Source organism: Bradyrhizobium sp. HKCCYLS20291 (genome assembly GCF_051167715.1).
Classification (GTDB): domain Bacteria; phylum Pseudomonadota; class Alphaproteobacteria; order Rhizobiales; family Xanthobacteraceae; genus Bradyrhizobium.
In genome coordinates this window covers 120,772-146,252 of the sequence record NZ_JBNPTO010000019.1, presented here as the reverse complement: position 1 = coordinate 146,252, position 25,481 = coordinate 120,772, and the positions used below count along the sequence as shown (strand labels likewise).

Here is a 25,481-nt window from a genome sequence, read left to right as displayed (position 1 = left end):
GAAATCAATAAGATAAGGGAAACTCCACACGCTCATAACGGTCTGGTTGCAGGTTCGAGTCCTGCCGGGCCCACCAGCAAACTCAACGACTTGTATAAGAATCGGGTTTTGCAACGGTATGCTTCGGGACTAGGGCAAGATTGCCGATCATCGTTGAGCGTGACGTTGCGGACTCAAGCCATGGCGGCGGGCGATCTACGACGCCACCACGCCGGGCTCCGTCGCTTCCCGAATGATCCGCCCCTTGTCGTCGTCAGACCAAGGTTCGGCGCCCCCCCCCGTGATTACCTCAACCCGCCTCACCGCAGAAGCCTTCAGTTCCGGCTTAAGGTCGAGCGTAGACACAAGCAGATCCCCGAAATCGGACCCCGAAGACTTCTCCAACACGTGTCACAACAACAAGTGGGTCAGAAACGGCGGTTACCATTCATCGGACGTCGCTCCAAGACGTCTTCAACAGTCTGCTAGATCGTCGGTCCGAGCTTCTCGCGGTGCGTTGACCACACCGACCGCAGATCCCGCAAAAGGTGCGACATCGCGACGTCGCGAATACACTTCTTCGCGCCCGCCGGAAGTTAGCGTGACAACGCCGATGGGGCTTTGGATATGCACCCAGTGGTACGCTGAAAACGCTCTCCGTCGTCCACGTGGGCCTCGAACTGTAGCAGCTCCAACAAGCGGCGAACCTTGATGCCGTGCGGCGCGGACAGAATCTGGCGAACCTGCATGAGGCGTTCTGCGGGAGCAATGCCGGCCGTACACTGGTCAAATTTTGTCTGCCGCTCCGATGCAGAAAACGGGTTCAACAAGGATCCCTTGGCATGCTGTAGTGATCGCGCCAGGCGCCGGCCGTCCTTCAAGGTCACGATCGTCGTATGCGGCAACAGATTTGTCGCAGTTTCCGCGCCCCTTTCGGCCTTCGGATCCAGCCGCATCTCCACAATTTGCATGTGGCGCCGAGTTTCGGCATCGCGCACCGCTTGCGGGGTGAAGTCGGCAAGCTCCACGCCGCCATAGCGAAGCATGGTTGCGATGGCGTACTGCATCGAGAACATGGCTTCCCGCGGATCGCCTGGCTCTGAATGCATGAGGTTCACCATGTTGACCCGCCCTACCAGCGTTTCGACGTGCGCGACCTCATCTGCATCGAAGCGGTGCTCTGCAGCGAGAGATTGCAAGGCATCAAGGCACCGATGCGTTGATGCGCAGTTCGGGTAGAGCTTGAATGCAAACCCGTGCCTCTCAATGGCCAGGGGTTCGTCCTGGACATTTGCCACAGCGGACCAGTCAGCCATCGTGTGGCCGCCATACAACGCGCCAAAGCCGTGTGGGCCTTCCAGTGCCACTTCACTGCCCCTCACTCCCGCCGCGGCCAATGAGGCCGCCAGGACGCCGCCTTGGGCGGCCAGTCCAGCATGCAGCGGCTTGGCGTCGGTGCCGAACTGGACCTTGGGCCCCGCGGCCATGGAAACCGCCAGGCTGAGCGCGTGCGTCATCTTGTCGGTGTCCAAGCCCCGCAGCCTTGCGCATGCCGCTGCGGCGGCAATGACGCCGATGGTCTGCGTGCCGTGCCAGCCTTTTTCGAAATGCGCCCTGTTCATGGCCATGCCAATCCGAGCCATCACTTCGCTGCCGACAATCAGCGAATCCAGCACCTGGTCCAGGGAGGTATCCATCTCGCAAGCCAGCGCCAGGATCGCCGGGATGAGGGCGCAGCCAAAATGGCTTCCCGCAACGAAAAACATTTCGTCGAGCTCTCTCGCATGCGCCGCCGTTCCGTTCGCCAGCGCGCTCAATGGCGCGCACAGTCGCTTGGTGCTGCCAATGACGGGAATAGTTCCTGCACCGGACTCCAGCCCCTGCCGGACGGACGCCGAAACGCGATCCCCTGCGCCCGCCACCATGGCTGCGATCGTGTCCTCCAGGGAATGCTCGGCGATGCGGATCGTCGACGGTGCCCACCGCGCTGGTACCGTGGCTGCCCAGTGCGAGAGGGCTTTCGTGGCCTGCGGGTTCGCGCTCATGTTTTCTCCTTGAATTCGTCGGCTGCCTGGCCCTGCGTGCTGCGACTCTTGTCGTGGAAACAGACCGGAGGTCTCGTGAATCCACCTGCCTGCATGATAGCGCCGCAACGCTATCCGCAATCAGATCGCTGGCCGGAGACGATGGGTCGCAATCGCGACAAACATGCCGCCCGCGACCGGAAGGATCTCGTCGCAGAAATCATACTTCGGATCATGCAGATAGGCGCTCTCCTCGCCATTGCCGACAAAGAAGAAGCAACCGGGAACCTGCTCCAGATAGAATGCGAAATCTTCCGCGCCCATCGTCGCAAGCCTGTCGATGTGTCCCGCCCGATTCTCGCCAAAGGTATCGATGGCGACCTTGATCACAAAATCTGTCTGCGCTCGATCGTTGATGACCGACGGAATGCGTAGGAGCTGCGTGATCTCTGCGCGTGCGCCATGCGCGCTACAGATGTTGGTCGTCACTTGCCGTATCTCGTGACCCAGCAGCGCAAAGACATCCGGCGAACCGTCACGGGCGCTGATCATGAGCCTTGCCGCCGGCGGAATGACATTGCCGCCCCCGCCGGCATGGAAGCCGGTCACGGTGATCACCCCGGATTCCAGCGGCGACAGCCGTCGGGACACAATACTCTGGAGCCCCTGGACCACGGCAGATCCAACAAGGATCGGATCTATCGCGAGATCCGGTCGCGCCGCGTGGCCGCCATGTCCCGCGATGGTGAGTTCGTAGCGCGTACTGCCGCCCATTGCCGGACCTGATTTGGCGAAAACCCGACCGAGCGGAAAGCCCGGGCGATTGTGAAAGCCATAGATATTCTCGACCCCCTTCAGCACGTCAGCCTCGATCATGGCGACGGCGCCAAGGCCGCCTTCCTCCGCCGGCTGGAACAAGAGCTTGATTCTGCCTGAGAGATGATCGTGGTCTTCTGCAAGTTTGCGCGCAGCCAAGAGAAGTGATGCGGTGTGCCCGTCGTGGCCGCAGGCATGCATCTTGCCGGGGCTACGCGAAGCGTAGGAAAGCCCGGTCTGCTCCTCGATCGGCAGCGCGTCCATGTCGGCGCGGAAAGCAATGGTGGGACCGGGTCTGCCTGTATCCAGGAGACCGACAACCCCCGTCTTGGCGACGCCCTCGGTCACGTCATAACCTAGCGCCTTGAGCCGGCCAGCGACCAGATCGGCGGTTTGACACTCCTCGTACCGCAACTCGGGATTGGCGTGCAGGTGCTGCCTGATTGCGGTCGCCTCCGCGATCGCCGGCTTTGAAAATACCGACACCGATGCCTCCCCGACGTTTTGCGTCTCATGCTGATCAGTACCCATGGTTAGTCATGGGACTGCTCTGCCACAATCGCTTAGATTCGCATCCTTCATTGCTGAAATGGCAATGCATTGTTTGGTCGCAGAGTACGATCGACGCGGTCGACCAGATCGCGCCGACGTCAGCCGGCCACGGACTCCGATCGTGCAATTGAGCGACCGTGTGCGGAGAGACACTGTCCACGCAAAGGGGTCTTCTTCAGTCACCGGACCGAAGCCTACCCAGCACGATCTCAAGAAACGCCTGAACCGTTGCAGGAAGTGTTCGCTTTTCCATGGTGATGACGTGGATCACTGTTTCCGCGACTCCATCGTCACGGATGGGAACGACCTTCAAACCTTCCGCATCGGCTTCTTCGGCAATTCGCGATGAACTAAAGACGACTGCGCCGGCACTCTTGGCGAATTGGCGCATGGCGGCAACGGAATTGGACGACATCGCCGGCTCGACCCTCAGCCCGTGCCTGGCGAACGCCGTCTCGATCATCTGGCGCTGGGTTCTGGACTTGTCGGGCAAGGCAAGCGGGTAGCGGGAAATGTCCTTCAGCGTGACGCCCCGCCTCTTTGCGAGCGCGTGGTCTTTCGGGACGACGATGCTGACCAGGCGCCGACTGACGTGAACAACGTCGACGCCGCGTGGCGACGGATGATTGAAGGTCACTCCGATGTCCGCTTCACCATCCTTGACCTGCCTGGCGATCTCGAACGAGTTGCCGAGGTATAGATCGAATGTCACCTGAGGATATGAGCCGCGAAAATCGGACATCATGCGAGGCAGAGGCTCGAGCGCAAAACCATCAAAGGCCGCGACCCGGATGTGGCCCTTGTGAGGACCGCGCAACTCCCTGATCTCGGCGATTGCACTGCTCGCGTCCAACTCGGTGCGGCGACCATGCGCGACCAGAATTTCTCCCGCCGCGCTCGGAACCATCCCGCGCGCACGCCTTTCGAACAGCTCAACTCCAAGCTGTTCTTCGATCTTTGCGATCTGCCGGCTGATCGCCGATCCTGCGACATTCAGCCGTGAGGCGGCTTCGGCGATGGAGCCGTAGCGGGCGACCGCCAAGACATACCGTATGGAAATGGGCTGCATCGACACCTCGTGCGTTGCCAATTAGGCAACGGATTATGCGAATTATGATTATTGTGGCACGGCCGGCCGATCGATATCAAGGCAGCTAGAACGAAAACCGACAGAAGAAGCCGGAATGACGCGGACGCCAAAGCCTCCGAAAAGAGACCGGCGCGCAGCGGGCAGATCTTCTGTTCAACTTTCAGGAGGAGCGAGAGTGCCAGGCAACAGCTATAGCCGTCGTACGATCCTGAAGTATGGATTGGGCGCAGCGACCGCCTTTCCGCTGGTCGGCCTCGCCTGTCCCTCATTCGCTCAAGATGCAGTTCTGCGGATCGCGTTATCTGCACCACCAACGACGATCGATCCTCATCTCTACAACGCGATCCCCAACAATGCGCTGGCCAGGCACTTGTTTGATCCGGTCGTGTTGACCGACGAGAGCGTGAAATCCATCGCCGGCCTTGCGAGTTCCTGGAAGGAAATCGACCCCACGCATTGGGAATTCGAAATTCGGCCCGACGTTAGGTTCAACGACGGCGCGCGGCTCACCGGAGAAGACATCATCGCTTCAATCGAGCGAGCGTCCAGGATTTCGACTCCGGGAAACTTTCAGATCTACACACGGTCGATCAAGAAGATCGTCTCGGAGGGCCGGACACTTCTCATCGAGACGAACACCCGTGATCCCTTGCTGCCGAACTCGCTGAGCCGGATCGGGATCATCAAGGCACAGTTCAAGAACGCAACGACCGGCGATTTCAACAACGGTTCGGCGGCGATCGGCACCGGCCCGTTCGTGCTCGACAAGTATGTTCCGGGAGACCGGATAAATCTGGTTCGAAACGACAACTACTGGGGTGAGAAGCCGGCCTTCGAGCGCGTGGAGATGAAGGTCATCTCCAACGAAGCCGCACGCATCGCGGCACTGCTGTCGGGCGATTTCGACCTCGTTGAAGAGCTGCCCCACACGGGGTCGGAACGGGTCGAGGCATCCCCGAGCTTCCACATCGTAAGGGGCATGTCGAACCGGCTTGTCTATCTGGCCATGGACCAACATCGCGACGTCTCTCCTTTCATCACGGACAAGTCAGGCAAACCTCTCACGAAGAACCCGCTCAAGGATCCGAAGGTGCGCAGGGCCTTGTCCCTCGCCATCAACCGGGAGGGAATCGTCAAGCAAGTCATGGCGGGAAACGCCGAGATTGCGTCTCAGTTTCTGCCAGCCGGGCAGCCGGGTACATCGTCGGACCTGCAGCCCGAAAAGTATGATCCGGGTCTCGCCAGGTCACTTCTCGTGGAGGCCGGATATCCTGACGGCTTCCGGTTGACCGTGCATGGTCCCAATGACCGCTACATCAATGACGCGAAGATCGTTCAGGCGGTCGCCCAGATGTTCTCGCGCGTCGGGGTCGTTTCGGCTGTGGATGTCATGCCATGGTCTGTGTATTCGGCGCGCAACAACAAGGGCGACTTCAGCCTGTCTTTGGCGGCCTGGGGGACCAACACCGGCGAGACTTCAAACCCGATGTCAGCCACCATTGCGACGAGAAACGCAGAGAAGGGCCTCGGGGGCTCAAATGCCGGCTTCTATTCCAATCCGGCGGTCGACGAAAATCTGAAGAAGGCGGCAACGGCTTCTGACGATGCGACCCGCTACGCGATCCTCGCCGAAAACTCGAAGATCATCTTTGAAGACCACGCGATTCTTCCGCTGCACCGTGAAGCGATCGTGGTCGGCGCCAAGAAGAGCATCCAATATACGCCGCGATCGGATCAGTTCATGTCTGTCATGGCTGCAAAGCCGATCACGGCCAGCAGGACATGATTGCGCCCTCACGCGTCGTCAGGCGTGAGCAGAGCACTCTACTGAAGACGACTTCATCGACAGCCGCCAAAGCGACACCCCCACCTCGCAGGTGGCGCCGGCGGAGCGACGGCGGGCTCTTCCAGATGCGTCATGCCGGCAAGGCATGCGAGCGATTTTCACACGAGGAGGCATGATGTTTGGTTGGCTCACCAGCCGGCTCTTCCAATCGATCCTGGTCATGCTTGTCATGACCTTGATCGTTTTTGTCGGCGTCAACGTCATTGGCAATCCGATTGACATCCTCGTTCCTCCCGACGCCTCACAAGCCGAGAAACTGCGCATTGTCGCGCATCTAGGGCTCGATCGGCCACTGTGGATTCAATATCTGCTCTTTCTAAAGGGTATCCTGCAGGGAGATCTTGGAACCAGCTATGTCTACAACCAACCGGCACTCGGCGTCATCCTTGAGCGGCTGCCCGCGACGCTGGAACTGGCCATCAGCGCCATGCTGCTTTCGGTAACCCTCGGCCTGCCGCTTGGACTTTATGCCGGCTTGCAGCCGGATAGCTGGCTGGCCAAGACGTTGATGGCTGGTAGCATCCTCGGCTTTTCTCTGCCGACATTCTGGATCGGCCTGATCCTCATTATGGTTTTCTCGGTCCAGTTGGGATGGTTGCCTTCGGGTGGGCGAGGAGCAACCGAAAGCCTGCTTGGCGTGCAATTGTCATTTTTGACCGTCGGCGGACTCAAACACCTGGCGTTGCCCGCAATCACCTTGGCTCTCTTCAAAATCGCGCTGGTGATGCGCCTGACACGAGCAGGTGTCCGTGAAGCGATGCCGCAGGACTATGTTCGTTATGCTCGAGCGCGTGGGCTGCCGGAAGGACAGATCGTCGGCATCCATGTGCTCAAGAACATCATGATTCCGATCGTGACCGTCATAGGTCTGGAGTTTGGTTCGCTCATCGCCTTTTCGGTGGTGACCGAAAGCGTGTTCGCCTGGCCCGGCATGGGCAAGCTGATCATCGACAGCATAAAGGTTCTGGATCGACCGATCGTGGTCGCCTATCTCGTGCTGGTCATGCTGATCTTCGTCGGCATCAATCTCTTGACCGACATGGTCTATACGGTTCTGGATCCACGAGTCCGTCTCGGCAGAAAAAGAGGCGCATAAATGTCAGTACTACTGGAAACCGACGTTGAACCTGTTGTCGTGGAGCAGGCGGTCGAGCGACCTTGGCGCAGAACGTTGAGGAGCTTTCTGCGATCGCACATCGCTGTCGCCGCCCTTGCCCTTTTGACCATCATTGTTTTGGCCGCCCTCTTTGCTCCTTGGATCGTACCACAGAACCCTTACGACCTCATGCAACTCGACATTCTTGACGGCATGCAGCCGCCAGGCAGCCTATCAAGCAACGGAGGTTTTGTCTATTTGTTGGGCTCTGACGACCAGGGCCGGGATATGTTCTCCGCGATCCTCTTTGGTCTGCGCATTTCCCTGAGCGTCGGCGTGTTGTCGGCTCTCATCGCCGCCCTCGTCGGCGCTTCGGTCGGACTGATCGCCGCCTACGTCGGTGGTCGAACCGAGAATGTCATCATGCGCATCGTGGACATGCAGCTGTCCTTCCCGGCTATCCTGGTGGCGCTGTTGATCCTGGCGATACTCGGCAAGGGCGTTATCAACGTCGTGCTGGCGCTGATTATCGTCGAATGGGCGATCTACGCGCGCACGGCCCGCGCAACGGCCCTGGTCGAAAGTCGCCGTGAATACATCGAGGCAGCCCAGTGCCTCGGCTTCCCGTCCTATCAGATCATCTTCCGGCACCTGTTTCCCAACTGTCTCCCCCCGCTCATTGTCATTGCGACCATTCAAATCGCGCGGGCCATTTCACTCGAGGCGACCTTGTCGTTCCTCGGCCTTGGCGTTCCCATCACAGAACCGAGTCTCGGCCTGCTGATTTCGAATGGTTATCAATACACGCTTTCGGGACAGTTCTGGGTCGCTCTCTATCCTGGCATTGCACTGCTCCTCACCATCGTCAGCATCAATCTGATTGGAGATCAGGTGCGCGACGTCTTTAATCCGAAGGGACGCGAGTGATGCCGACCAATCAGCAGCCAGTGAGCCAAGCAGCGACCCAACCTCTTCTGGCGGTGCGCGGCCTTTCCACTTCATTTCTGAACGACGGCAAATGGAAGCCGATTGTCCGCGATATCTCCTTTGACGTCGGACGCGCAGAGACGGTGGCGGTCGTCGGCGAATCCGGTTCGGGCAAGAGCGTCACCGCGATGTCTATCATGCGGCTTTTGCCTTCGAAGACCAGCAAGCTGGAGGGCCGGATCGAGTTCGCAGGCAGCAATCTGTTGGCGCTGCCCGAGGATGCGATGCGAAAGGTGCGAGGCAACAGGATCGCAATGATCTTTCAGGAATCGGCCCTCAACCCGGTCTACACCGTGGGCAACCATATCGTGGAGACCCTGCTCCAGCATCGGGGTCTTTCTAGAAAGGACGCAAGAATCGAGGCGCTGGGGCTGTTGGAGAAGGTTCGCATACCATCAGCAAAGCAGCGGCTTGACGAGTATGCGCATCAACTCTCGGGCGGCATGCGCCAACGCGTCATGATTGCAATCGCCTTGGCATGCCGGCCGAAATTGCTAATCGCGGACGAACCGACAACAGCGCTGGACGTGACTATCCAGGCTCAGATTCTGCAGCTCATCCGCGAACTCCAGCGTTCCGAGGACATGTCGGTGTTGTTCATCACCCATGATATGGGTGTGGTGGCCGAGATCGCCGACCGCACGGTCGTGATGTACAAGGGCTCGTTAGTGGAGACCGGTAAGACCGCACAGATATTCGACGCGCCTCGCCACAATTATACGCGTGCGCTGCTTTCGGCGGTGCCTCGCATGGGCGAGATGGCAGACCATTCGCGGCCGATGCGTTTTTCAATCGTGAACAAGACCACGGGAGAGATGGCCCGGGGCCAGGAGACGCCCGATACGGTTGCGGCGTCCAGCCAGCCCTTGTTGCAAGTCAGGAATCTGGTGAAGAGGTATGACATCCATGGCGGTGCGTTCGGCGGATTGAAGGGACGCGTCCACGCCGTGGAGAATGTTTCTTTCGATCTGCGCGAAGGCGAAACGCTTTCTCTCGTCGGCGAGTCGGGCTGCGGCAAGTCGACGACGGGCCGTTCCGTCATGCGGCTGATCGAACCGACCTCCGGTTCGGTCGTCGTGGATAGCACGGACATAGCGACGCTGGGCAGCTCTGACCTGCAGCACCTGCGCAAGAAAATGCAGATGGTCTTCCAGGATCCTGTGGCCAGTCTCAATTCGCGCATGACGATCGGCACAGCCATCGCCGAGCCGTTTCTTGTTCACGGGATGGGCAGCAAAAAGGAAGCAAGAGACAAGGTCGCGCATCTACTGGATTTGGTGGGCCTGAAGGCGGATATGGCCAACCTCTATCCCCACGAATTTTCCGGCGGTCAACGCCAGCGCATCAGCATCGCCAGGGCGTTGATCCTCGATCCGAAGCTGATCGTTGCGGATGAATCCGTTTCGGCGCTCGACGTGTCGGTCAAGGCGCAGGTCGTCAACCTGCTGCTCGACCTGCAGGCGAAACTCAAACTCGCTTATCTGTTCATTTCGCACGACATGGCCGTGGTCGAGCGATTCAGCCATCGGGTCGCCGTGATGTATCTGGGTGAGGTCGTCGAAATCGGCTCGCGCCGGGCGATCTTCGGCAATCCTCAGCATCCCTACACGAAGAAGTTGATGGCAGCCGTTCCAGTCGCCGATCCGTCCCGGCGCTCGATGAAGCAGGATGTTCCCGCCGGTGAAATCAAGAGCCCGGTCCGGTCGCTCGACTACGTCCTTCCCGCCCGGAAATATGTGAAGATCGGAGAAGACCATCTGGTGCTCGCAACTGATTGATGTCCGGGGGCACCGCGACCCACTTCATGATCGCCGAGTTCCAAGATCTGGAGCTCGCCTTCAAACAACTTGCGTGCCGGCAGATGCCTCCTGGCTCAAGAACGGTCGCACACCCTTCGATCAAGCGATCAGAGTCACGCCAGCCGTCGAGATGGCTGCGTGAAGGCGGCTTCAGCTACGGCCCTTGCTCGCAGCCAGCGCAGCGGTAGGAGCGTCAGTATTCGCTAGCGCTTATCGATGCACGAGAACGTCACGCTCATGGGCCTTGACGCGATCCAGCCAGCGCAGGCCGACCGGAGCGCCGCGCGTCAGGCAGAAATAGTCCCAGACCGCACCCCACGGGCTCGACCGATGTTCCTCGAACAGCGCCATGCGGCGGGTGCCATCGCCGTGCGCCTCGGCCTCCAGCAGCGCCGCACGCGGCTCCAGCATCGCCTTGAGCAAGGCCTTTTTCATGTTGCGGGTGCCGATCACCCAGGCCGCGATGCGGTTGATGGAGGCGTCGAAGAAATCCAGGCCGATCGCGACCCGGTGCAGCACGTCACCTCGCACCAGCTCGTTCGCGATGGCCTGCGTCTCGTCGTCGAGCAGCACGACGTGATCGCTGTCCCAGCGCATCGGGCGGGAGACATGCAGCAGCACCTCATCGACCAGGCTAAGCACCGCGGAGAGCTTGTCCGAGATCACTTCGGTCGGATGGAAATGGCCCGCATCGAGACACAACAGCGTGCCGCGCTTCACGGCATAGGCAAGGTAGAACTCATTGGAGCCGACCGTGAAGGCCTCGGCGCCGATACCGAACAGCTTGCCTTCCACGGCGTCCTTGTGGAAGGCCCGGGAGATCGGCTCCGCCAGCACCTCGTCGAGCGCGTCGCGCAGGCGCGCGCGCGGACCGAAGCGGTCGGCCGGATAGTCCTTGGTGCCGTCGGGCACCCAGATGTTCATGACCGACGGCGAGCCGAGCGAGCGGCCGAAATGCTCGGACACCCTGCGGCTCGCCTTGCAGTGATCGATCCAGAAGCGGCGGATGCCGGGATCGGGATGGCTGAGCGTCAGGTTGTCGGCGCTGAGGGGGTGCGAGAAGCAGGATGGATTGAAATCGAGGCCGATGTCCTTGCGGCTGGCCCAGTCGACCCACGACTGGAAGTGCTTTGGCTGGATCTCATCGCGCCTGACCTTCTCGTCGGTGTCGAGATAGATGGCATGGAGATTGAGCCGGAGCCGGCCCGGGATCAGCGACATCGCGAGGTCGAGGTCGGCCCTGAGCTCGTCGGGCGTGCGCGCGCGGCCGATGTAGTTGCCGGACACCTGGATGCCGCCGGTCAGCGCGGCCTCAGGGTTCTCGAAGCCGCGGACATCGTCGCCCTGCCAGCAGTGCAGCGACACCGCGACCTGATCGAGTCTGGCGAGCGCCGCCTCGACGTCGACGCCGGTCGCGGCGAAATGCGCCTGCGCCTGCGCAAAGGCCTTTTCTACGGTCTGGTCAGTCACGGGCGAACTCCTACGAACGGGCGGATGTCAGAGATGGTGAACACGGTCCCGCCAGCGCCGGACATAGCCGTCGAGACCTGTGGGAACGAGCGGCGACACCGGGCGGCTGAGATCGACGGGCGGCTTCGGCCAGGTGGCGAGCAGCGCTGCGCCTTGCGCGGTGCCGGCGGTGTTGTCGGCGACCAGCATCGGCTGATGCGGACGGAGCGCGGCCAGCAGCCCGGCATAGAGCGGCGATTTGACGAAGCCGCCTTCCACCACCAGTGCGCCGCTGTCGGCGCCGAGCCGCGTCAGCATGTGGTCGGTCATCAAGACGCTGTAGAGCGTGGCGAGCGCCGCCCGGGCACTTTCACGCGTAGGCAGGGCGCCCTCGATCCTGCCAGCGTGCTGCGCGAACGGGCCGCCCTCGCCAGAAAAGCACGGCAGCGCCAGCGCGCCCGCGCCGATCACCGCCTCGACATCGGCCAGCGTCGCGACTGCCGGATGGCCCTTGGTCAGAACATCGAATTCGCGCCCGCCCATGAAGATCGCGCAGGCGACGGGCCGTCCGTCCGCCGCGACATTGGCGAGCATGCTGGCCCGCTGATCGAGCCGCTCCAGCGGCGCGCCGACGCCCATCATCACCACCCATGTTCCGGTGGAAATCACCGTGAACGGCGCCTGCCGTGTCAGCAGGTGCGGCAGCAGCGAGGCGTTGGAATCGTGAATGCCGGAGAGAATACGCGTCGCCGGCGACAATCCGGTCCGGGCGGCGATCTCGGGACGGATCGCACCGATGCGATCGAAGGCATGCACGACCGGCGGCATCAGACGATGCAGGTCGAGCGCCGTCGCCAGGCGGGACAGCCGGCCATGGGCCGGCTCCCAGAGATCGCTGTGGCAGCCGAGCGAGGTCGGCTCTGCCGACATCACGCCGGACAGCCGCCAGCTCCAATATTGCGGATAGGGCAGCATGGCGCGCGCAGCCGCCATGCGATCAGGATGGTTTGTCCGCATCCAGGCGATCTGCCGGCCGTAGTTCAGCCCATTGCCGAGCGGCGGCGAAAAGGTCTCGGCAAAGGGCGGACGCAGATGCGCATAGTCCGGCTCGATCGCTTCCACCACCGGATCCTCATAGTCCATGATCGGCAGCGCCAGGCCCTCGTCGTCGTCGGGATCGTCCGACACGAAGGCGACCGTCGCGCCATGGGTGGTCGGCACGATGGTCTCGACGGCGTGGGTGCGCGCGAGCTCCGCCAGCGCGGACAAGAGAAAGCGCCAGATCATGTCGGTGTCGTAGTGCCGGTAGGGCGGACCCGGCAATGACGCGTTCGGACGGCTGGTCTCGGCCAGCCTGCGGCCTTCGCCATCGAACAGCGCGACCTTCACATTGGTCTTGCCGATATCGAGCACCGCCGTGGCCATGGTCTTGAACTCGTGAGGTGGCGTCACGCCATGTAGAAGACAGAGACGAGCGGCTCGGATACCGGCGAGCCATCCGGATTCGAAGCCATGATATCCTTCATGAAGTCCCACCAGCGCCGCATCACCGGGTGGCCAGGGAGATCGGCGAGGCCGTGCCCCGGTTCGCATTCGAGGTAGCCGAACAGCGTCAGCGTCTCCGGATCGAGGAAGATCGAATAGTTGCGGATTCCGGTCTCGGTGAGCAGCGCCTTCAGCTCAGGCCAGATCGCGTCGTGGCGGCGGCGATACTCCGCCTCCTGCCCGGCAAAGAGTTGCATCTTGAAGCCGATGCGTTCGCGGGTCATCGGTTGCCTTTCACCAGCCGGCGGACGATCAGCGGCGCGGCGATCGCCGCAATCAGGAGCACGCCGAGCAGCACGTTGATGACGATGCCCGGCACATTGACGAGACTCATGCCGAAAGTGGTGAAGCCGAGCACGAAGACCGCCAGCACCACGCCGGGAATGCTGCCCGATCCGCCCGAGATCGAGACGCCGCCGAGCACCACCATGGTGATGATCTCCAGCTCCCAGCCAAGCGCGATGTTCGGACGGGTCGAGCCGATGCGTCCGGTCAAAAGCACGGCGGCGAGCCCGCCGGCCAGCCCCGAGAGCACGAACAACCAGAAGCGGATGCGTTCGACGCGGATGCCGGAGTAGCGCGCAGCGATGGCGTTGTTGCCGATCGCATAGAGGCGGCGGCCGATGGTCGTACGGTGGAGAACCAGCCCAATGACCAGCGCGAGCCCCAGGAAGATCGCGAACGACCATGGCAGCGGCGGCATCTCGAACAACGTGCCCTGCCCGAGCGCCTGCAGCCCGGCCGGATAGCGGGTGATCGCCTGATCGCCGAGCACGACCTGCGCGATGCCGCGATACAGCGACATGGTGCCGATGGTCACGACGATCGAGGGCAGCCCGATGCCGGTGACGAGCAGGCCGTTGAAGGCGCCGGCCACCGCGCCGACCCCGAGGCCGATCAGCACCAGGCCGGGGGTGGAGACGCCGGCGACCGAGGCGAGGCCCATCGCCAGCGACGCGAGCGCGATGATCGCCGCCACCGACAGGTCGATGTCGCCGACCAGGATCAGGAGCGCCATCGCGAGCGCGACGATGGCCTTCTCGGAGAAATTGACGGTCGCGTCGGAGAGATTGAACACGTCGAGGAAATACGGCGATATCCACGCGTTCACCACCACAACCATGATGAGCAGGACAACGAGCACGCTCTCCCAGGCCAGCATCAGGTCGAGCAGCCGGAACGGCTTGCGATCTCCCACCTGGTAGCGCGGCGCATGCTCGGACACGCTCATCGCCTGCCTCCCGCAGCCTGCCGTGCCTCGCGCAGGATCAGTTTCTGCGGCTTCCATTCCGAGCGCGTATTTACGATGACGGCGGCGAGAATGACCGCACCGGAGATCGCCATCTGCCAGAACGGCGAGATGTTGATGAGCGGCAGGGCGTTTGCGACGACCCCGAGGAACAGCGCGCCGAGCAGCGTGCCGGGCACCGAGCCGATGCCCCCGGCGATCGAGACGCCGCCGATGACGCAGGCGGCGATCACCGTCAGCTCGTAGCCGGCGGCAATGTCCGCATAGGCGATGCCGAAGCGCGCCACCCACAGATAGCCCGCGAGCCCGGAGACCGTGCCGGTCAGCGTATACACAAGCAGCTGCAGCCGCTTCAGGTTGACCCCGCAATGTCGCGCCGCGACCGGGTTGCCGCCGACGGCGTAGAGCCCGCGCCCGGTGCGGGAGCGGCCGAGGAAGATGGCGAACGCAACCGCCACCGCGGCCGCCACCCAGATCAGCGACGGGATGCCGAGCAGACTGGCCTTCGGGAACGCAAGGAATGCTTCCGTCATGTCCTTCGAGGTCAGCCAGGCTCCGCCGGCCAGCACGAAGATCAGTCCGCGATAGATCGACAGCGTGCCGAGCGTGACCACGATCGGCGGCATCTCGAGCCCGGCGATCAAGAGCCCGTTGAGGAGGCCGAGCCCGGCGCCCAGCAGCATGGCGGCGAGCATCACCACCGGGATCGGCAGGCCGGGCAAGGCGCGGGACAGCAGCGCCACGATCATGCCGGTCAGCGCCAGGTTGGCGGCCACGGACAGATCGATGCCGCGGGTCAGAATCACCGTCATCTGCGCCAGCGCCATCATGAATAGCACCGAGGTGTCGGTGAGGATGAATAAGAAGTTGCCGGGCGACAGGAACACCGGCGCGCGCAGGCCGATCAGCAGCGTCATCACCAAGATAACCGCGGCGAGCACCCACTCGCGGCGTGACATCACGGGGATCATGCGGCGCCTCCCGCGGCCACGCTGACCAGCGCCTCCGGTGTCGCCTCGGCGTGATCGAAGATGCGCGCGATGCGCCCCTCGCTCATCACGACGATGCGATCCGACATGCCGAGAACCTCGGGCAACTCCGACGAGACCAGGATGATGGCGAGACCCGCGGCGGCCAGATCGACCATGATGGAATGGACGGCGGCCTTGGAGCCGATGTCGATGCCCTTGGTCGGCTCGTCCAGAATGAGAATCCTGGGCTCGGTCGCCAGCCATTTGGCGATCACGACCTTCTGCTGGTTGCCGCCCGACAGCTCCGTCAGCTTCTGATCCCAATGCGCCGCCTTGACGGCAAGATCGGTACCGAGCTTGCGAGCGCGGCCGAGCTCGCGGACGTAGTCGATGAAGCCGGTGCCGCCTGCCACCGTGCCGAGACTTGCCAGGCTGATGTTCTCGCGAATGCCGAGCTGGGTCACGGCGCCCTGCGACTGCCGGTCCTCCGGCACATAGGCCATGCCGGCCGCAATCGCATCGGCGGGCACCGCGATGCGAGCCTCCTTGCCGTCGATGAGGATTCGGCCGCGCGACGGCCGGGTGATGCCCATCAGCCCCTGCATCGCTTCGGAACGGCCGGCGCCGACCAGACCATAGAAGCCGAGGATCTCGCCTTCGTGCAGCCTGAACGAGATGTCGGCATATTCGGTCGCGTTGGCGAGCCCCTCGACCTCGAGCATCGGTTTGCCGATGGCCACGCTCCGCTTCGGAAACACCTGGTCGATGGAGCGGCCGACCATGCGCCGCACGAGCTCGGCTTCGCTGGTGTCGGCAATCAGGCCCTCGCCGACATGGGTGCCGTCGCGCAGGCAGGTCCAGCGATCGGCAATGCGGAAGATCTCATCGAACTTGTGCGAGATGAAGAGAATGGCCCGGCCCTGGCGCTTGAGGTCGGCGACGATCCGGAACAGATCGTCGATCTCGCGCGCCGAGAGCGCCGCGGTCGGCTCGTCCATGATCACGATGCGGGCATCGTGGGAGAGCGCGCGGGCGATCTCGACCATGTGCTTCTGCGCAACGCCAAGCCGCTTCAACGGTGTGTCGGGAGCAAAATCCGCCTCCAGCCGATCGAGCAGCTGGCGCGTGCGCTCGCGCATCCGTGTCCAGTCGATCAGCCGCCGGGACGTCACGGGCATATGGCCCATGAAGATGTTCTCGGCCACCGACAACTCATCGAACATCGTCGGTTCCTGGTGAATGGCGGTGATGCCGGCTGCCCAGGCCTCACGAGGCGTCGCGAAGCTGCGCTCGACACCACCGACCCGGATCGCTCCGGCATCGGGCGTGTAGAGGCCGGTCAGGATCTTCACCAGCGTCGACTTGCCGGCGCCGTTCTCGCCGAGCAGCGCCGTCGTTTCGCCCGCATGCAGCGCGAGATGCACGCCGTGGAGCGCGCGCACGCCCGGAAAGCGCTTCGAGAGTCCCGTCAGCGCGAGGACCGGCTCGGTCGGGTCGGGTCGAACGGGCATCTGGAAGGCAACGGACAAGGACGCGGCCCCGCGGCAATGCACCGGAGCCGCAGCGGCTCCGCTCGTCGTCCCCGCTTGCTCGCCAGGGACCCAGTGCAGGATTTCATGAAAGCCCGGGCTGAGCCCGGGCACGCCTTGTCGAACGCCTGAATCTTACTGATCAGAAGATCTTGGCAAACTGCTCGATGTTCGACTTGTCGAAGGTGAACGGATCGGCCATGGCGGCATCGTTGTTGTCGCCGATCTTGACCTCGCCCATGCGGCCGGCCTTGACCGACGTGCCGGCCTTGCCGGTGGCGCTGCCGGCGATGAGCGCGGCGGCGATCATGGTGGCGCAATAGCCGAGATCGATCGGATTCCAGATCGCGAAGGTGTCGGTTGCACCGGCCACCACAGCGCCCTTCATCTCGGACGGCAGACCGAGGCCCGTGACATAGACCTTGCCGACCAGCCCGGCATCCACCACGGCCTTGGCGGCCGCGACGATGCCGACCGAGGTCGGCGCAATGATGCCCTTGAGATTCGGATAGGCCTTGATCAGCGCCTGCGCCTCACGATAGCTCTTGTCGGCGAGGTCGTCGCCATAGACCGTGGTGACGAGCTTCATCTTGGCGTAGTCGGGCTTGGCCCATTCCTTCTTCATCTCCTCGATCCAGATGTTCTGGTTGGTCGCCTGCGCCGTCGCGGACAGGATGGCGACCTCGCCATCGCTCTTCAGCGTCTTGGCCATCATCTGCACGCACTTGCTGCCGATGAGCTGATTGTTCGAGGGGTTGAGGTGCATGATGCGTCCCTCGGGCGCGATGCCCGAATCGAACGAGATCACCTTGATGCCGCGCTGCATGGCCTTCTTGCCGACCGGCACCAGCGCGTTGGTGTCGTTGGCGGAGATGACGATGGCATCGACCTTCTGGGCGATCAGCGCGTCGATGACCTGGATCTGCGCCTCGGCGGTGGTGGTGGTCGGCCCGGTGTAGATCAGCTCGACATTGCCGAGCTCCTTGGCGGCTTCCTGGCCACCGTCCCGGCAGGCATCGAAGAAGCCGATGCCGAGCGCCTTCACCACCATGGCGATGCGCGTCTTCTCCGCAGCCTGTGCGACGCCGGCCCAGGAGGCCGTGGAGGCGCCGAGCGCGGTGGCGGCGAGAAGCTTCAACGTGTCACGACGATTGGACTGCATGGTGTTTCCTCTCCCATTGTCATTTGTTAGCCGCGGCTTGCCGTCGCGGCTTTATCAGTTCGATCCGCCAGGGCGGATCGTCTTCACGCGGCCGTCACGGCCTTGTCGTTGGTGTCCACAGTGGGCACGACGATGACCTCGATGCCGGCACTGGAGCACATGTCGATCGCCGCCTGCGGCGCGCGATCGTCGGTGATGATCTTGGACACGCGCGACAGCGGGCACACCGCGATGGCGCCGCGGGCGTCGAATTTCGAATGGTCCGCCAGCACGATCAGCTCCTGGGCCCGCCGCAACAGCTTCGCCTCGGCGCGGGCAATCAGCGGATCGCCCTCGATCAGCCCCATCGGACCGATCGAGGCGCAGCTCATGAACATCTTGGAGGCGGAGTAGTGCTGGATGGCATCGTCGTCGAACGGCGACACGATGATGCCCTGCTTGCGATAGACCTCGCCACCGGGCAGGACGATCCGGTTGTCGCTGCGGGCGATCAGCTCCTGCGCCATCGGATAGGAGTTGGTGAGGATGTGCAGGCGTCGCGACGCCAGCCATTCCACCATCTGGAACGTCGTCGTCCCCGCATTGATGATGATCGACTCGCCGTCCACGCAGAGATCGGTGGCGGCGCGCGCGATGGCCCGCTTGCGATGGATGTTGAGCGTCTGACTGACGTCGAAGGCACGGGTGGCGAGCGTATGCGGCTGCATCAGGTCGAGCGCTTCGACGCCGCCATGGACGCGCCGGATCTGCCCGGACGCCGCCAGCTCGGCCACGTCGCGGCGGATCGTGGCCGCCGATGCGCCGGTTGCGGCGACGAGATCGCCGATCGGGACGACGCCGAGGTCTGCGGCCATCCGCAAGATGATCTGAAAGCGCTCCCGCTCGAGCATGCTGCTCCTCCCCTGGCAATCAAGAGTAGGCGCGTACGCTCACGATCGTCAAACGAAATGCGCATCTGCAAGGCAAAAACGATCATTGCAGCGCAATAACGATCAAAAACGATTGACCTCGCTCACGCCCCGCTCCTATCCTGCTCGAAACGCCCACAGCTGCGGGGAGGATCGAGTGAGGGGGCTGCCGCCAGCACGCCCGGCGCTCCGCTTCTCACGGCATGATACGGACACGCCCGATGACCGAGATGCCTGCCGTCTCCTCCGCCCCGTCCCGCCTCGTGAACGCCTGGGACGATGCCCACGCCGCGACCTTGGACGAGCCGGGCCGCCTGCTCTACCGCTCCAACCTGCTCGGCTCCGATCTCAGGATCACCAATTTCGGCGGCGGCAACACCTCGGCCAAGGTCGCCGCCAAGGATCCGCTCACGGGGCAGGATGTCACCGTGCTGTGGGTCAAGGGCTCGGGCGGCGACATCGGCTCGATGAAGCGCGATGGGTTCGCGACGCTCTATCTCGACAAGCTCAACGCGCTGAAGGGGCTCTATCGCGGCCTCGCGCATGAGGATGAGATGGTCGGCTACCTGCCGCACTGTACGTTCGATCTCAATCCGCGCGCCGCCTCGATCGACACGCCGCTGCATGCCTTCGTGCCCTATGAGCATGTCGATCACGCCCATCCCGATGCCGTCATCGCCATCGCCGCGGCGGCGCGCTCCGAACAGCTGACGCGCGAGATCTTCGGCGCCGAGATGGGCTATCTGCCCTGGCAGCGGCCCGGCTTCGATCTCGGCCTCAAGATCGGCAAGCTCGCCGCCGAGCACCCCGAATATGTCGGCGTGGTGCTCGGTGGCCATGGCGTGTTCACCTGGGCGCGCACCTCCAAGGCCTGCTACGAGACCACGCTGCGCATCATCCAGAAGGCGGCGGATTGGCTCGCAGCCAACGAGTCCAAGCCGGTGTTCCGCGGCGCGCGCTGCGTCGCGCTGCCATCCGCCGCGCGTCTCGACGTGGCGCGCCGGCTGATGCCCGAGATCCGCGGCCGGATCTCGGCCGACGAGAAGAAGGTCGGTCATTTCGTCGACAGCCCGGAGGTGCTCGACTTCGTCAACTCGACCGCGCTTGCCGAGCTCGCGCCGCTCGGCACCTCCTGCCCCGACCATTTCCTGCGGACCAAGATCCGTCCGCTGGTGCTGCCGTTCGATCCCGCCAACGGCGACATCGACCGGCTCGTCGCCGAGCTGGATCCGCTGCTCGCCGCCTATCGCGCCGATTACGCCGGCTATTACGAGCGCTGCAAGCGGCCGAACTCGCCGGCGATGCGCGATCCCAACGCCGTGGTCTATCTGGTGCCGGGCGTCGGCATGATGACCTTTGCCAAGGACAAGACGACGGCGCGGATCTCGGCCGAGTTCTACGTCAACGCCATCAACGTGATGCGCGGCGCTTCCGGCGTCGACCGTTATGTCGGCCTGCCGGAGCAGGAGGCGTTCGACATCGAGTACTGGCTGCTCGAGGAAGCCAAGCTGCAGCGCATGCCGAAGCCGAAATCGCTGGCCGGCCGCGTCGCTCTCGTCACCGGCGGAGCCGGCGGCATCGGTCAGGCCACCGCGGCCCGCCTGGCTGCCGAGGGCGCGGCCGTGGTTCTCGCCGACATCGATGCCGCGGCGCTCGACGAGGCGGTCACGAGCTTCACGCGGCGCTTCGGCAAGGACAATGTTGCCGGCGTCGTCATGAACGTGACCGACGAGGCGGCGATCGACCGCGCCTTTGCCGAACTCGTCGTCCGCTTCGGCGGCCTCGATATCGTCGTGTCCAATGCCGGCATCGCCTCTGCGGCCGCGATCGAGGACACCACGCTCGAGCTGTGGGATCGCAACATGTCGATCCTGGCCACCGGCTATTTTCTGGTATCCCGCGCCGCCTTCCGGCTGATGAAGCGCCAGAACAGCGGCGGCTCCATCATCTTCGTCGCCTCCAAGAACGGACTGGCCGCCTCGCCCGGCGCGTCAGCCTATTGCAGCGCCAAGGCCGCCGAAATCCACCTCGCGCGCTGTCTTGCGCTGGAAGGCGCGCCGCACGGCATTCGCGTCAACACCGTCAACCCCGACGCGGTGCTGCGCGGCTCGCGCATCTGGCAGGGCGAATGGCGCGCGCAGCGTGCCGCATCGAACAAGGTCGGCGTTGATGATCTGGAGGAGGTCTATCGCCAGCGCTCGATGCTCAAGCGCTCGGTCCTGCCGGAAGACGTCGCCGAAGGCATTTTTTGGTTCGCCTCGGACCTCTCGGCCAAGTCGACTGGCAACATCATCAACGTGGACGCCGGCAACCAGATATCGTTCCCGAGATAGAGCGCCGATCAGCGCGACGTGCGCCAACGTGTGCAATTGCCACCGTGAAGGACAACGATCTCAGACCGGGGACGGCGCTCGAAGCTCCAGGTGCCGTGCTCGCAATCGACGACGATGATCTGCGCCGAGCTCGACCAGGCGAACCGCCACTCCCGACGAAGCATGGTGAGGCGTGAGCATGGTGACCGCCTCGCCATCGTGGAACGGCGCACGAGGCGCCGTTCCAACAGCCGTGTACGTTTCTGGGCCGCGTCCCTTAGCTGTTAGCGGCAAGCCAAGCGTCGATCTCCGGGATACGCTGGTCCCGAACCGAAAGCCGGAATGCCATGGCCGTGTAGAACCTTTCCACCTGCGCCTTGTTTGCTTTGGGCACGTTGACGTCAATGAACTCCCGAAGCTGCTTCAAGATGCCCGAATCGAGGCTCTGCGCGCCGATCGATGGAACGAACGTCACGCGCTGCATCGCATCGAGCTTGGCGTTCAATTCCTTGAGGTGAGACACGACGAAGGTCCAGGCGAGCGGAGCATTTTCTCCGGCGACACGCGAAATCATCGTAGGGCCAGTCGCCATCGCCGGATCATTTCCAAGCGCAATGTCGAGACTGCGTGCGGCCAGGTCCTTGTTGCGCGCGCCTGCCAACGCCACGAAGTACTGATCCTTCGCCACAGGATCGGCCGCTGCCTTGGCGAGATCGTATAGCCGGTCATAAAGACTCAGATCCGTGCGCAACCCCACGACCCTCAGAACTGGCTGCCTGATGGAAGACGGCAAATTGCCAGGCTCTTCCGGATGCGCCAAGAAGGCTGCAAACCGCCTCTGGGCCTCATCGATGACCGCCTGATCTCCCAGTCGGCCGAGGGCCCCGATCAGTTGCTCCCGCAAGACGGCAACATTGTCAGCCTCGTCAGACCGCCGGTCCCACCCTATCCGAGCGAAAGCCGGCTTGAGGATGCCGATCGCAAACTCGTCGAAGCGCTGTCTTCCGCCGAGATCCCAATACAGGCTATCAATGGACAGGAAGATCTCGATGACCTGGCTCCAGATCACGGTCTGGGCATCACCCCTGATCTGGCGGCTCAGGTCGAGATAGGCCGCGATCGGCATATCTCCGGCTTCGCCCAAACTCCAGACGTCATAAAGCAAGCCCAATTGGTCTCCGGGCGCCAGTCGATCGAATGCGCCGGCCAGCTGTTGGAACGACTCGGTGGAGTATTTGCTCCGATAGTATGCTCCCTGGCCGAAGTTTATCTTTACGGGTAAGGCACCGGCCACCTCGGCCTGCAGCGGATCCAGACCGGAAGTGATCATACTGGTGGGCGCCTTGCCGCCTGGCACGGACGCCGCGATCACCGGAACATGCCAGACCAGAGGCTTGCGGGAGTCCGGATCAAGCCCGAAGCGCCCCTGCCTCAATGACAGCCTGACGGCATCTCCAACATTCGAAGCGCTCTCCACGCTGATCAACGGCACCCCCGCCTGCAAGGTGAAATCATCAGCGATTGCTTTGATGTCCTTTGCGCCGGCGGCCGTCATCTCGGCCCACAGGTCATCGGTCACCGTATTCTTGTACGCGTAGCGCTTCATGTAGCTGCGAACGCCCTTCCGGAAGACCTCCTCTCCGACGTAACTTTCGAGCATGCGGATGACCGCTTGTCCCTTCTGATAAGTTATCTCGTCAAAGGCCTGGTCCGCCTGCTCCCCGCTCTCGATTTCCTGCACGACCGGATGGGTCGTCGCCCTCGAGTCCAGCTTCATTGCCCTTTGCCGCGCCGACTCCGATTGAAGCCACATCGTCCATTCCGGATAGAACTTGTCCGTGGCCTTGTTCTCCATCCACGACGCGAACCCCTCATTGAGCCAAAGATTGTCCCACCATTTCATCGTGACCAGGTTGCCAAACCATTGGTGCGCCATCTCGTGCGCCACGACCACGAATACACGCTGCCGATCCGACTCGGTCGAGAGCGCGGGATTGATCAGCAGGGACGTTTCGAAGTACAGGATGGCTCCCCAATTTTCCATGGCCGAGAAGCCGCCACCACCGGGGGCTGCCACCAGATCGAGTTTTGGCAATGGGTACGGGGTGCCGAAGTAGTCGTTGTAATATTCGAGCAGCTTGACGGCGCTTTCCAGAGCGAACTGGCCCTTATAGGCGCTTCCCGCTCGCGACAACACCGACACAGCAACGCCCCCGGCATTGGTTTCCAAACGATCCAGCTTCCCGACGCCTATAAATAGCAGGTAGCAGGACATCACCGGGGTCCGCTGAAATCGCACGAGGCGGAGCCCCGACTCCGACGCCTCGGTTCGCTCGATCGGCATGTTCGATACGACCGTCTCGTCTGCCGAGGCCGCGACGCTTACGGTGAATGTTGCCTTGTGCGCGGGCTCATCCCAGCACGGCATGAAACGTCGCGCCGCCACGGCCTCGAACTGGGTCAGCAGCATGTGTTGGGGGCCCGCGGGCGTCTCGTATCTGGTGACAAAAAGCCCCTCGGCGCTTTCATTTATCTTTCCGAGATAATCTATCGCCAGATCGTAAACGCCCGGCTTGATGAGTTCGTCGAAATGGAGATTGGCCCGCTGGCTTCCCGGATCCATCACGGGCGTCCCCATGCGGACACCTTGGCTGCCTCTTAGCTCGATCGCCTCGAACTCAAGCTCTGCGCTATTGAGAACGATGATCGATGTGGCCTCCAATACTTTGACCGTTATGACCGACCGCCCCTTGAAGACCAAGGCACTCGCGCGAGGTATTATGTCCAGATCATAGTGAATAGGCACAACGTTTTGCGGCAGTTCAATTCGCGCCATGACTTCCTCCGTAGCAATAATCTGCGAGCGAGCCTCCGAAGCGCTGAAAACGAAAGGTCGTGGACCAGTCTCGCTTTGCGAGGGAGACGGATCTGGGCGTCTTTGACGTGTTGAGCATATCCCCGTTGCCCATAGCCAACTGCGCGAGGGAGCAATTCTTAGCTTATATCACTCTTAGGTTGTGATGGAATTCGCTATATTCTCCAGTTTCTATCTTGTCGAGCCGTTCCGACGCGAGAGCCAGCGCTTCCGCGGGTCTTCCGAATTTCCGGAAACCCCGGCCGCAGACATTGCGGACGTCAGACAACGAGCAACGCGAGAGAGCGCGATCCCGATCTTCACCGATAGACCCCGCCTGGCGCCGACCTGATGCACCGCCGGCTCAGCGCCGCCGCGCTTGTCCGGCAATGGGGCCATTGTTCGCACCGCCGCTTGTCCGCGGGTTGAACACCGTGGCAGAGCGCCGACTGCCAGCGGACGTTCAGGTTCGCTATGCGCGTTCGTCCCTGTCGATCACGCCAGAAGCGAAACGAGCGCTCGAGCAATATCCATGGCCGGGGCAACGTGCGGCAGTTGCGAAACACCATCGAACAGGCTTGCCTGACATGCGCACGCAACGTGACCGATGCGACCGATCTGAACATGGACTTCGAAAGCTCTGCATCCTTCGACCTACCTTTGTTGACCTGTGGTTCCGCATTCCAGCCATGCCCAAACTGCCCGTCGTGCCAGTTTGTCGCATTCCGTCGGGCAAATCCGGCCTTGTGCCGTCGGGCAAATCAGACCGATGTTCTTCGCCGTCTCGCGCTCACAGAAGGGGCGTTTCGCGATCGTCACGGACCGTGGAGCGTGGGATGCGGTGGCCGGCTGGGGTCGCAGTGCGCGTTTCGCGTGCGGACGAACGAACCCTGGACGGACGGTCAAGCCGTGTGGTCCCGACACCCCGACGCTGGTGTCTTGGTCGGCGACGATGCCGATGACGGGGGCAAGCAAGCCCGGTCCCCTGGGAGAGCGCGGAGCAGCCGTTAAGCCCATCGCGCAGGGAAGGCCGGATGTCCGGCCAATCCTGTGGTGACGCCGCCTGCTTTTTTTCTGCAGGCGGGCCATGGGTGCGGCCCGCACCCGGCCTTCCCTGCGCCCTTCTTCTGGAAGGGTGCCCCGATGAGCAAAGCTCGGACGCGAACATGCGCCGCGAGGCCGAAACGTCACGCCGTCAAATCGGAAATGCCAGGTCGAGCGCCAGGACGTTCGCGCCAGGACGTTCGCGCCAAGTCGCTCGCGTCAAGTCGTTCGCCACCGGAGACGGTAAGTCCCACAGCTGAGATGCCGAA

The 25,481-nt window shown here is 62.7% G+C and carries 17 protein-coding genes and 1 pseudogene; 5 read left to right on the top strand and 13 right to left on the bottom strand.

The window, feature by feature from the left end:
• Window positions 1–575: 575 nt before the first annotated feature.
• From ACQR07_RS31055 to ACQR07_RS31045, 3 genes are all read right to left on the bottom strand, one after another.
• Window positions 576–2,024 (bottom strand): MmgE/PrpD family protein, encoded by a 1,449-nt coding sequence (locus tag ACQR07_RS31055; protein ID WP_434905873.1) that lies wholly within the window; start codon window positions 2,022–2,024, stop codon window positions 576–578.
• 120 nt (window positions 2,025–2,144) lie between these two features.
• Entirely contained in the window at window positions 2,145–3,350 is a 1,206-nt protein-coding gene (locus tag ACQR07_RS31050; protein ID WP_434905872.1) for a M20 metallopeptidase family protein, read from the bottom strand.
• A gap of 196 nt (window positions 3,351–3,546) precedes the next feature.
• The gene (locus ACQR07_RS31045) at window positions 3,547–4,440 is read right to left on the bottom strand and encodes a LysR family transcriptional regulator (RefSeq protein WP_434905871.1); all 894 of its coding nucleotides are present in this window, start codon (window positions 4,438–4,440) and stop codon (window positions 3,547–3,549) included.
• Window positions 4,441–4,636: 196 nt separating this feature from the next.
• Between ACQR07_RS31045 and ACQR07_RS31040 the strand changes: the two genes are divergently transcribed.
• The 4 genes from ACQR07_RS31040 (at window position 4,637) to ACQR07_RS31025 (ending at window position 10,168) form a co-directional block, all read left to right on the top strand.
• Window positions 4,637–6,247 (top strand): ABC transporter substrate-binding protein, encoded by a 1,611-nt coding sequence (locus ACQR07_RS31040; protein WP_434905870.1) that lies wholly within the window; start codon window positions 4,637–4,639, stop codon window positions 6,245–6,247.
• Window positions 6,248–6,422: 175 nt separating this feature from the next.
• Window positions 6,423–7,403, top strand: a complete 981-nt coding sequence (locus tag ACQR07_RS31035) for an ABC transporter permease (RefSeq protein ID WP_434905869.1) — start codon at window positions 6,423–6,425, stop codon at window positions 7,401–7,403.
• The gene (locus tag ACQR07_RS31030; RefSeq protein ID WP_434905868.1) at window positions 7,404–8,330 is read left to right on the top strand and encodes an ABC transporter permease; all 927 of its coding nucleotides are present in this window, start codon (window positions 7,404–7,406) and stop codon (window positions 8,328–8,330) included. It abuts the gene before it with no gap.
• Window positions 8,330–10,168, top strand: a complete 1,839-nt coding sequence (locus ACQR07_RS31025; RefSeq protein ID WP_434905867.1) for an ABC transporter ATP-binding protein — start codon at window positions 8,330–8,332, stop codon at window positions 10,166–10,168. Before ACQR07_RS31030 ends, ACQR07_RS31025 begins: the two co-directional genes overlap by 1 nt.
• A 231-nt stretch (window positions 10,169–10,399) precedes the next feature.
• On the opposite strand, the gene ACQR07_RS31020 is transcribed toward ACQR07_RS31025, so the two are convergent.
• The 8 genes from ACQR07_RS31020 to ACQR07_RS30985 form a co-directional block, all read right to left on the bottom strand.
• The gene (locus ACQR07_RS31020; protein ID WP_434905866.1) at window positions 10,400–11,659 is read right to left on the bottom strand and encodes an L-rhamnose isomerase; all 1,260 of its coding nucleotides are present in this window, start codon (window positions 11,657–11,659) and stop codon (window positions 10,400–10,402) included.
• Window positions 11,660–11,686: 27 nt separating this feature from the next.
• Window positions 11,687–13,063 (bottom strand): FGGY-family carbohydrate kinase, encoded by a 1,377-nt coding sequence (locus ACQR07_RS31015; RefSeq protein ID WP_434905865.1) that lies wholly within the window; start codon window positions 13,061–13,063, stop codon window positions 11,687–11,689.
• A 23-nt stretch (window positions 13,064–13,086) separates the two neighbouring features.
• The gene (gene rhaM, locus ACQR07_RS31010) at window positions 13,087–13,407 is read right to left on the bottom strand and encodes an L-rhamnose mutarotase (protein WP_434905864.1); all 321 of its coding nucleotides are present in this window, start codon (window positions 13,405–13,407) and stop codon (window positions 13,087–13,089) included.
• Window positions 13,404–14,414, bottom strand: a complete 1,011-nt coding sequence (locus tag ACQR07_RS31005) for an ABC transporter permease (protein ID WP_434905863.1) — start codon at window positions 14,412–14,414, stop codon at window positions 13,404–13,406. Before ACQR07_RS31005 ends, rhaM begins: the two co-directional genes overlap by 4 nt.
• Window positions 14,411–15,403 carry an ABC transporter permease gene (locus tag ACQR07_RS31000; RefSeq protein ID WP_434905862.1) on the bottom strand — a complete coding sequence of 331 codons (993 nt, stop codon included), beginning with the start codon at window positions 15,401–15,403 and terminating at the stop codon, window positions 14,411–14,413. The genes ACQR07_RS31005 and ACQR07_RS31000 overlap by 4 nt, the downstream gene beginning before the upstream one ends.
• Window positions 15,400–16,914 (bottom strand): sugar ABC transporter ATP-binding protein, encoded by a 1,515-nt coding sequence (locus tag ACQR07_RS30995; protein ID WP_434905879.1) that lies wholly within the window; start codon window positions 16,912–16,914, stop codon window positions 15,400–15,402. Before ACQR07_RS30995 ends, ACQR07_RS31000 begins: the two co-directional genes overlap by 4 nt.
• 160 nt (window positions 16,915–17,074) lie before the next feature.
• Window positions 17,075–18,094 (bottom strand): rhamnose ABC transporter substrate-binding protein, encoded by a 1,020-nt coding sequence (gene rhaS, locus ACQR07_RS30990; RefSeq protein WP_434905861.1) that lies wholly within the window; start codon window positions 18,092–18,094, stop codon window positions 17,075–17,077.
• 83 nt (window positions 18,095–18,177) lie between these two features.
• Window positions 18,178–18,984: a DeoR/GlpR family DNA-binding transcription regulator gene (locus ACQR07_RS30985; protein ID WP_434905860.1), complete on the bottom strand. Its 807-nt coding sequence runs from the start codon at window positions 18,982–18,984 to the stop codon at window positions 18,178–18,180.
• Between the two features lie 248 nt (window positions 18,985–19,232).
• On the opposite strand from ACQR07_RS30985, the gene ACQR07_RS30980 reads away from it, so the two are divergent.
• Complete coding sequence (locus ACQR07_RS30980) at window positions 19,233–21,335, top strand: bifunctional rhamnulose-1-phosphate aldolase/short-chain dehydrogenase (protein WP_434905878.1); 2,103 nt, start codon at window positions 19,233–19,235, stop codon at window positions 21,333–21,335.
• 38 nt (window positions 21,336–21,373) lie between these two features.
• Here the strand turns inward: ACQR07_RS30980 and ACQR07_RS30975 are convergent.
• Together ACQR07_RS30975 and ACQR07_RS30970 are read right to left on the bottom strand one after the other, a co-directional pair.
• A pseudogene (locus tag ACQR07_RS30975) lies at window positions 21,374–21,515 on the bottom strand (HpcH/HpaI aldolase family protein); the annotation flags it as partial.
• A gap of 76 nt (window positions 21,516–21,591) precedes the next feature.
• Window positions 21,592–24,150, bottom strand: coding sequence for a M1 family metallopeptidase (locus ACQR07_RS30970; protein ID WP_434905859.1), 2,559 nt, complete (start codon window positions 24,148–24,150; stop codon window positions 21,592–21,594).
• Window positions 24,151–25,481: the final 1,331 nt, after the last annotated feature.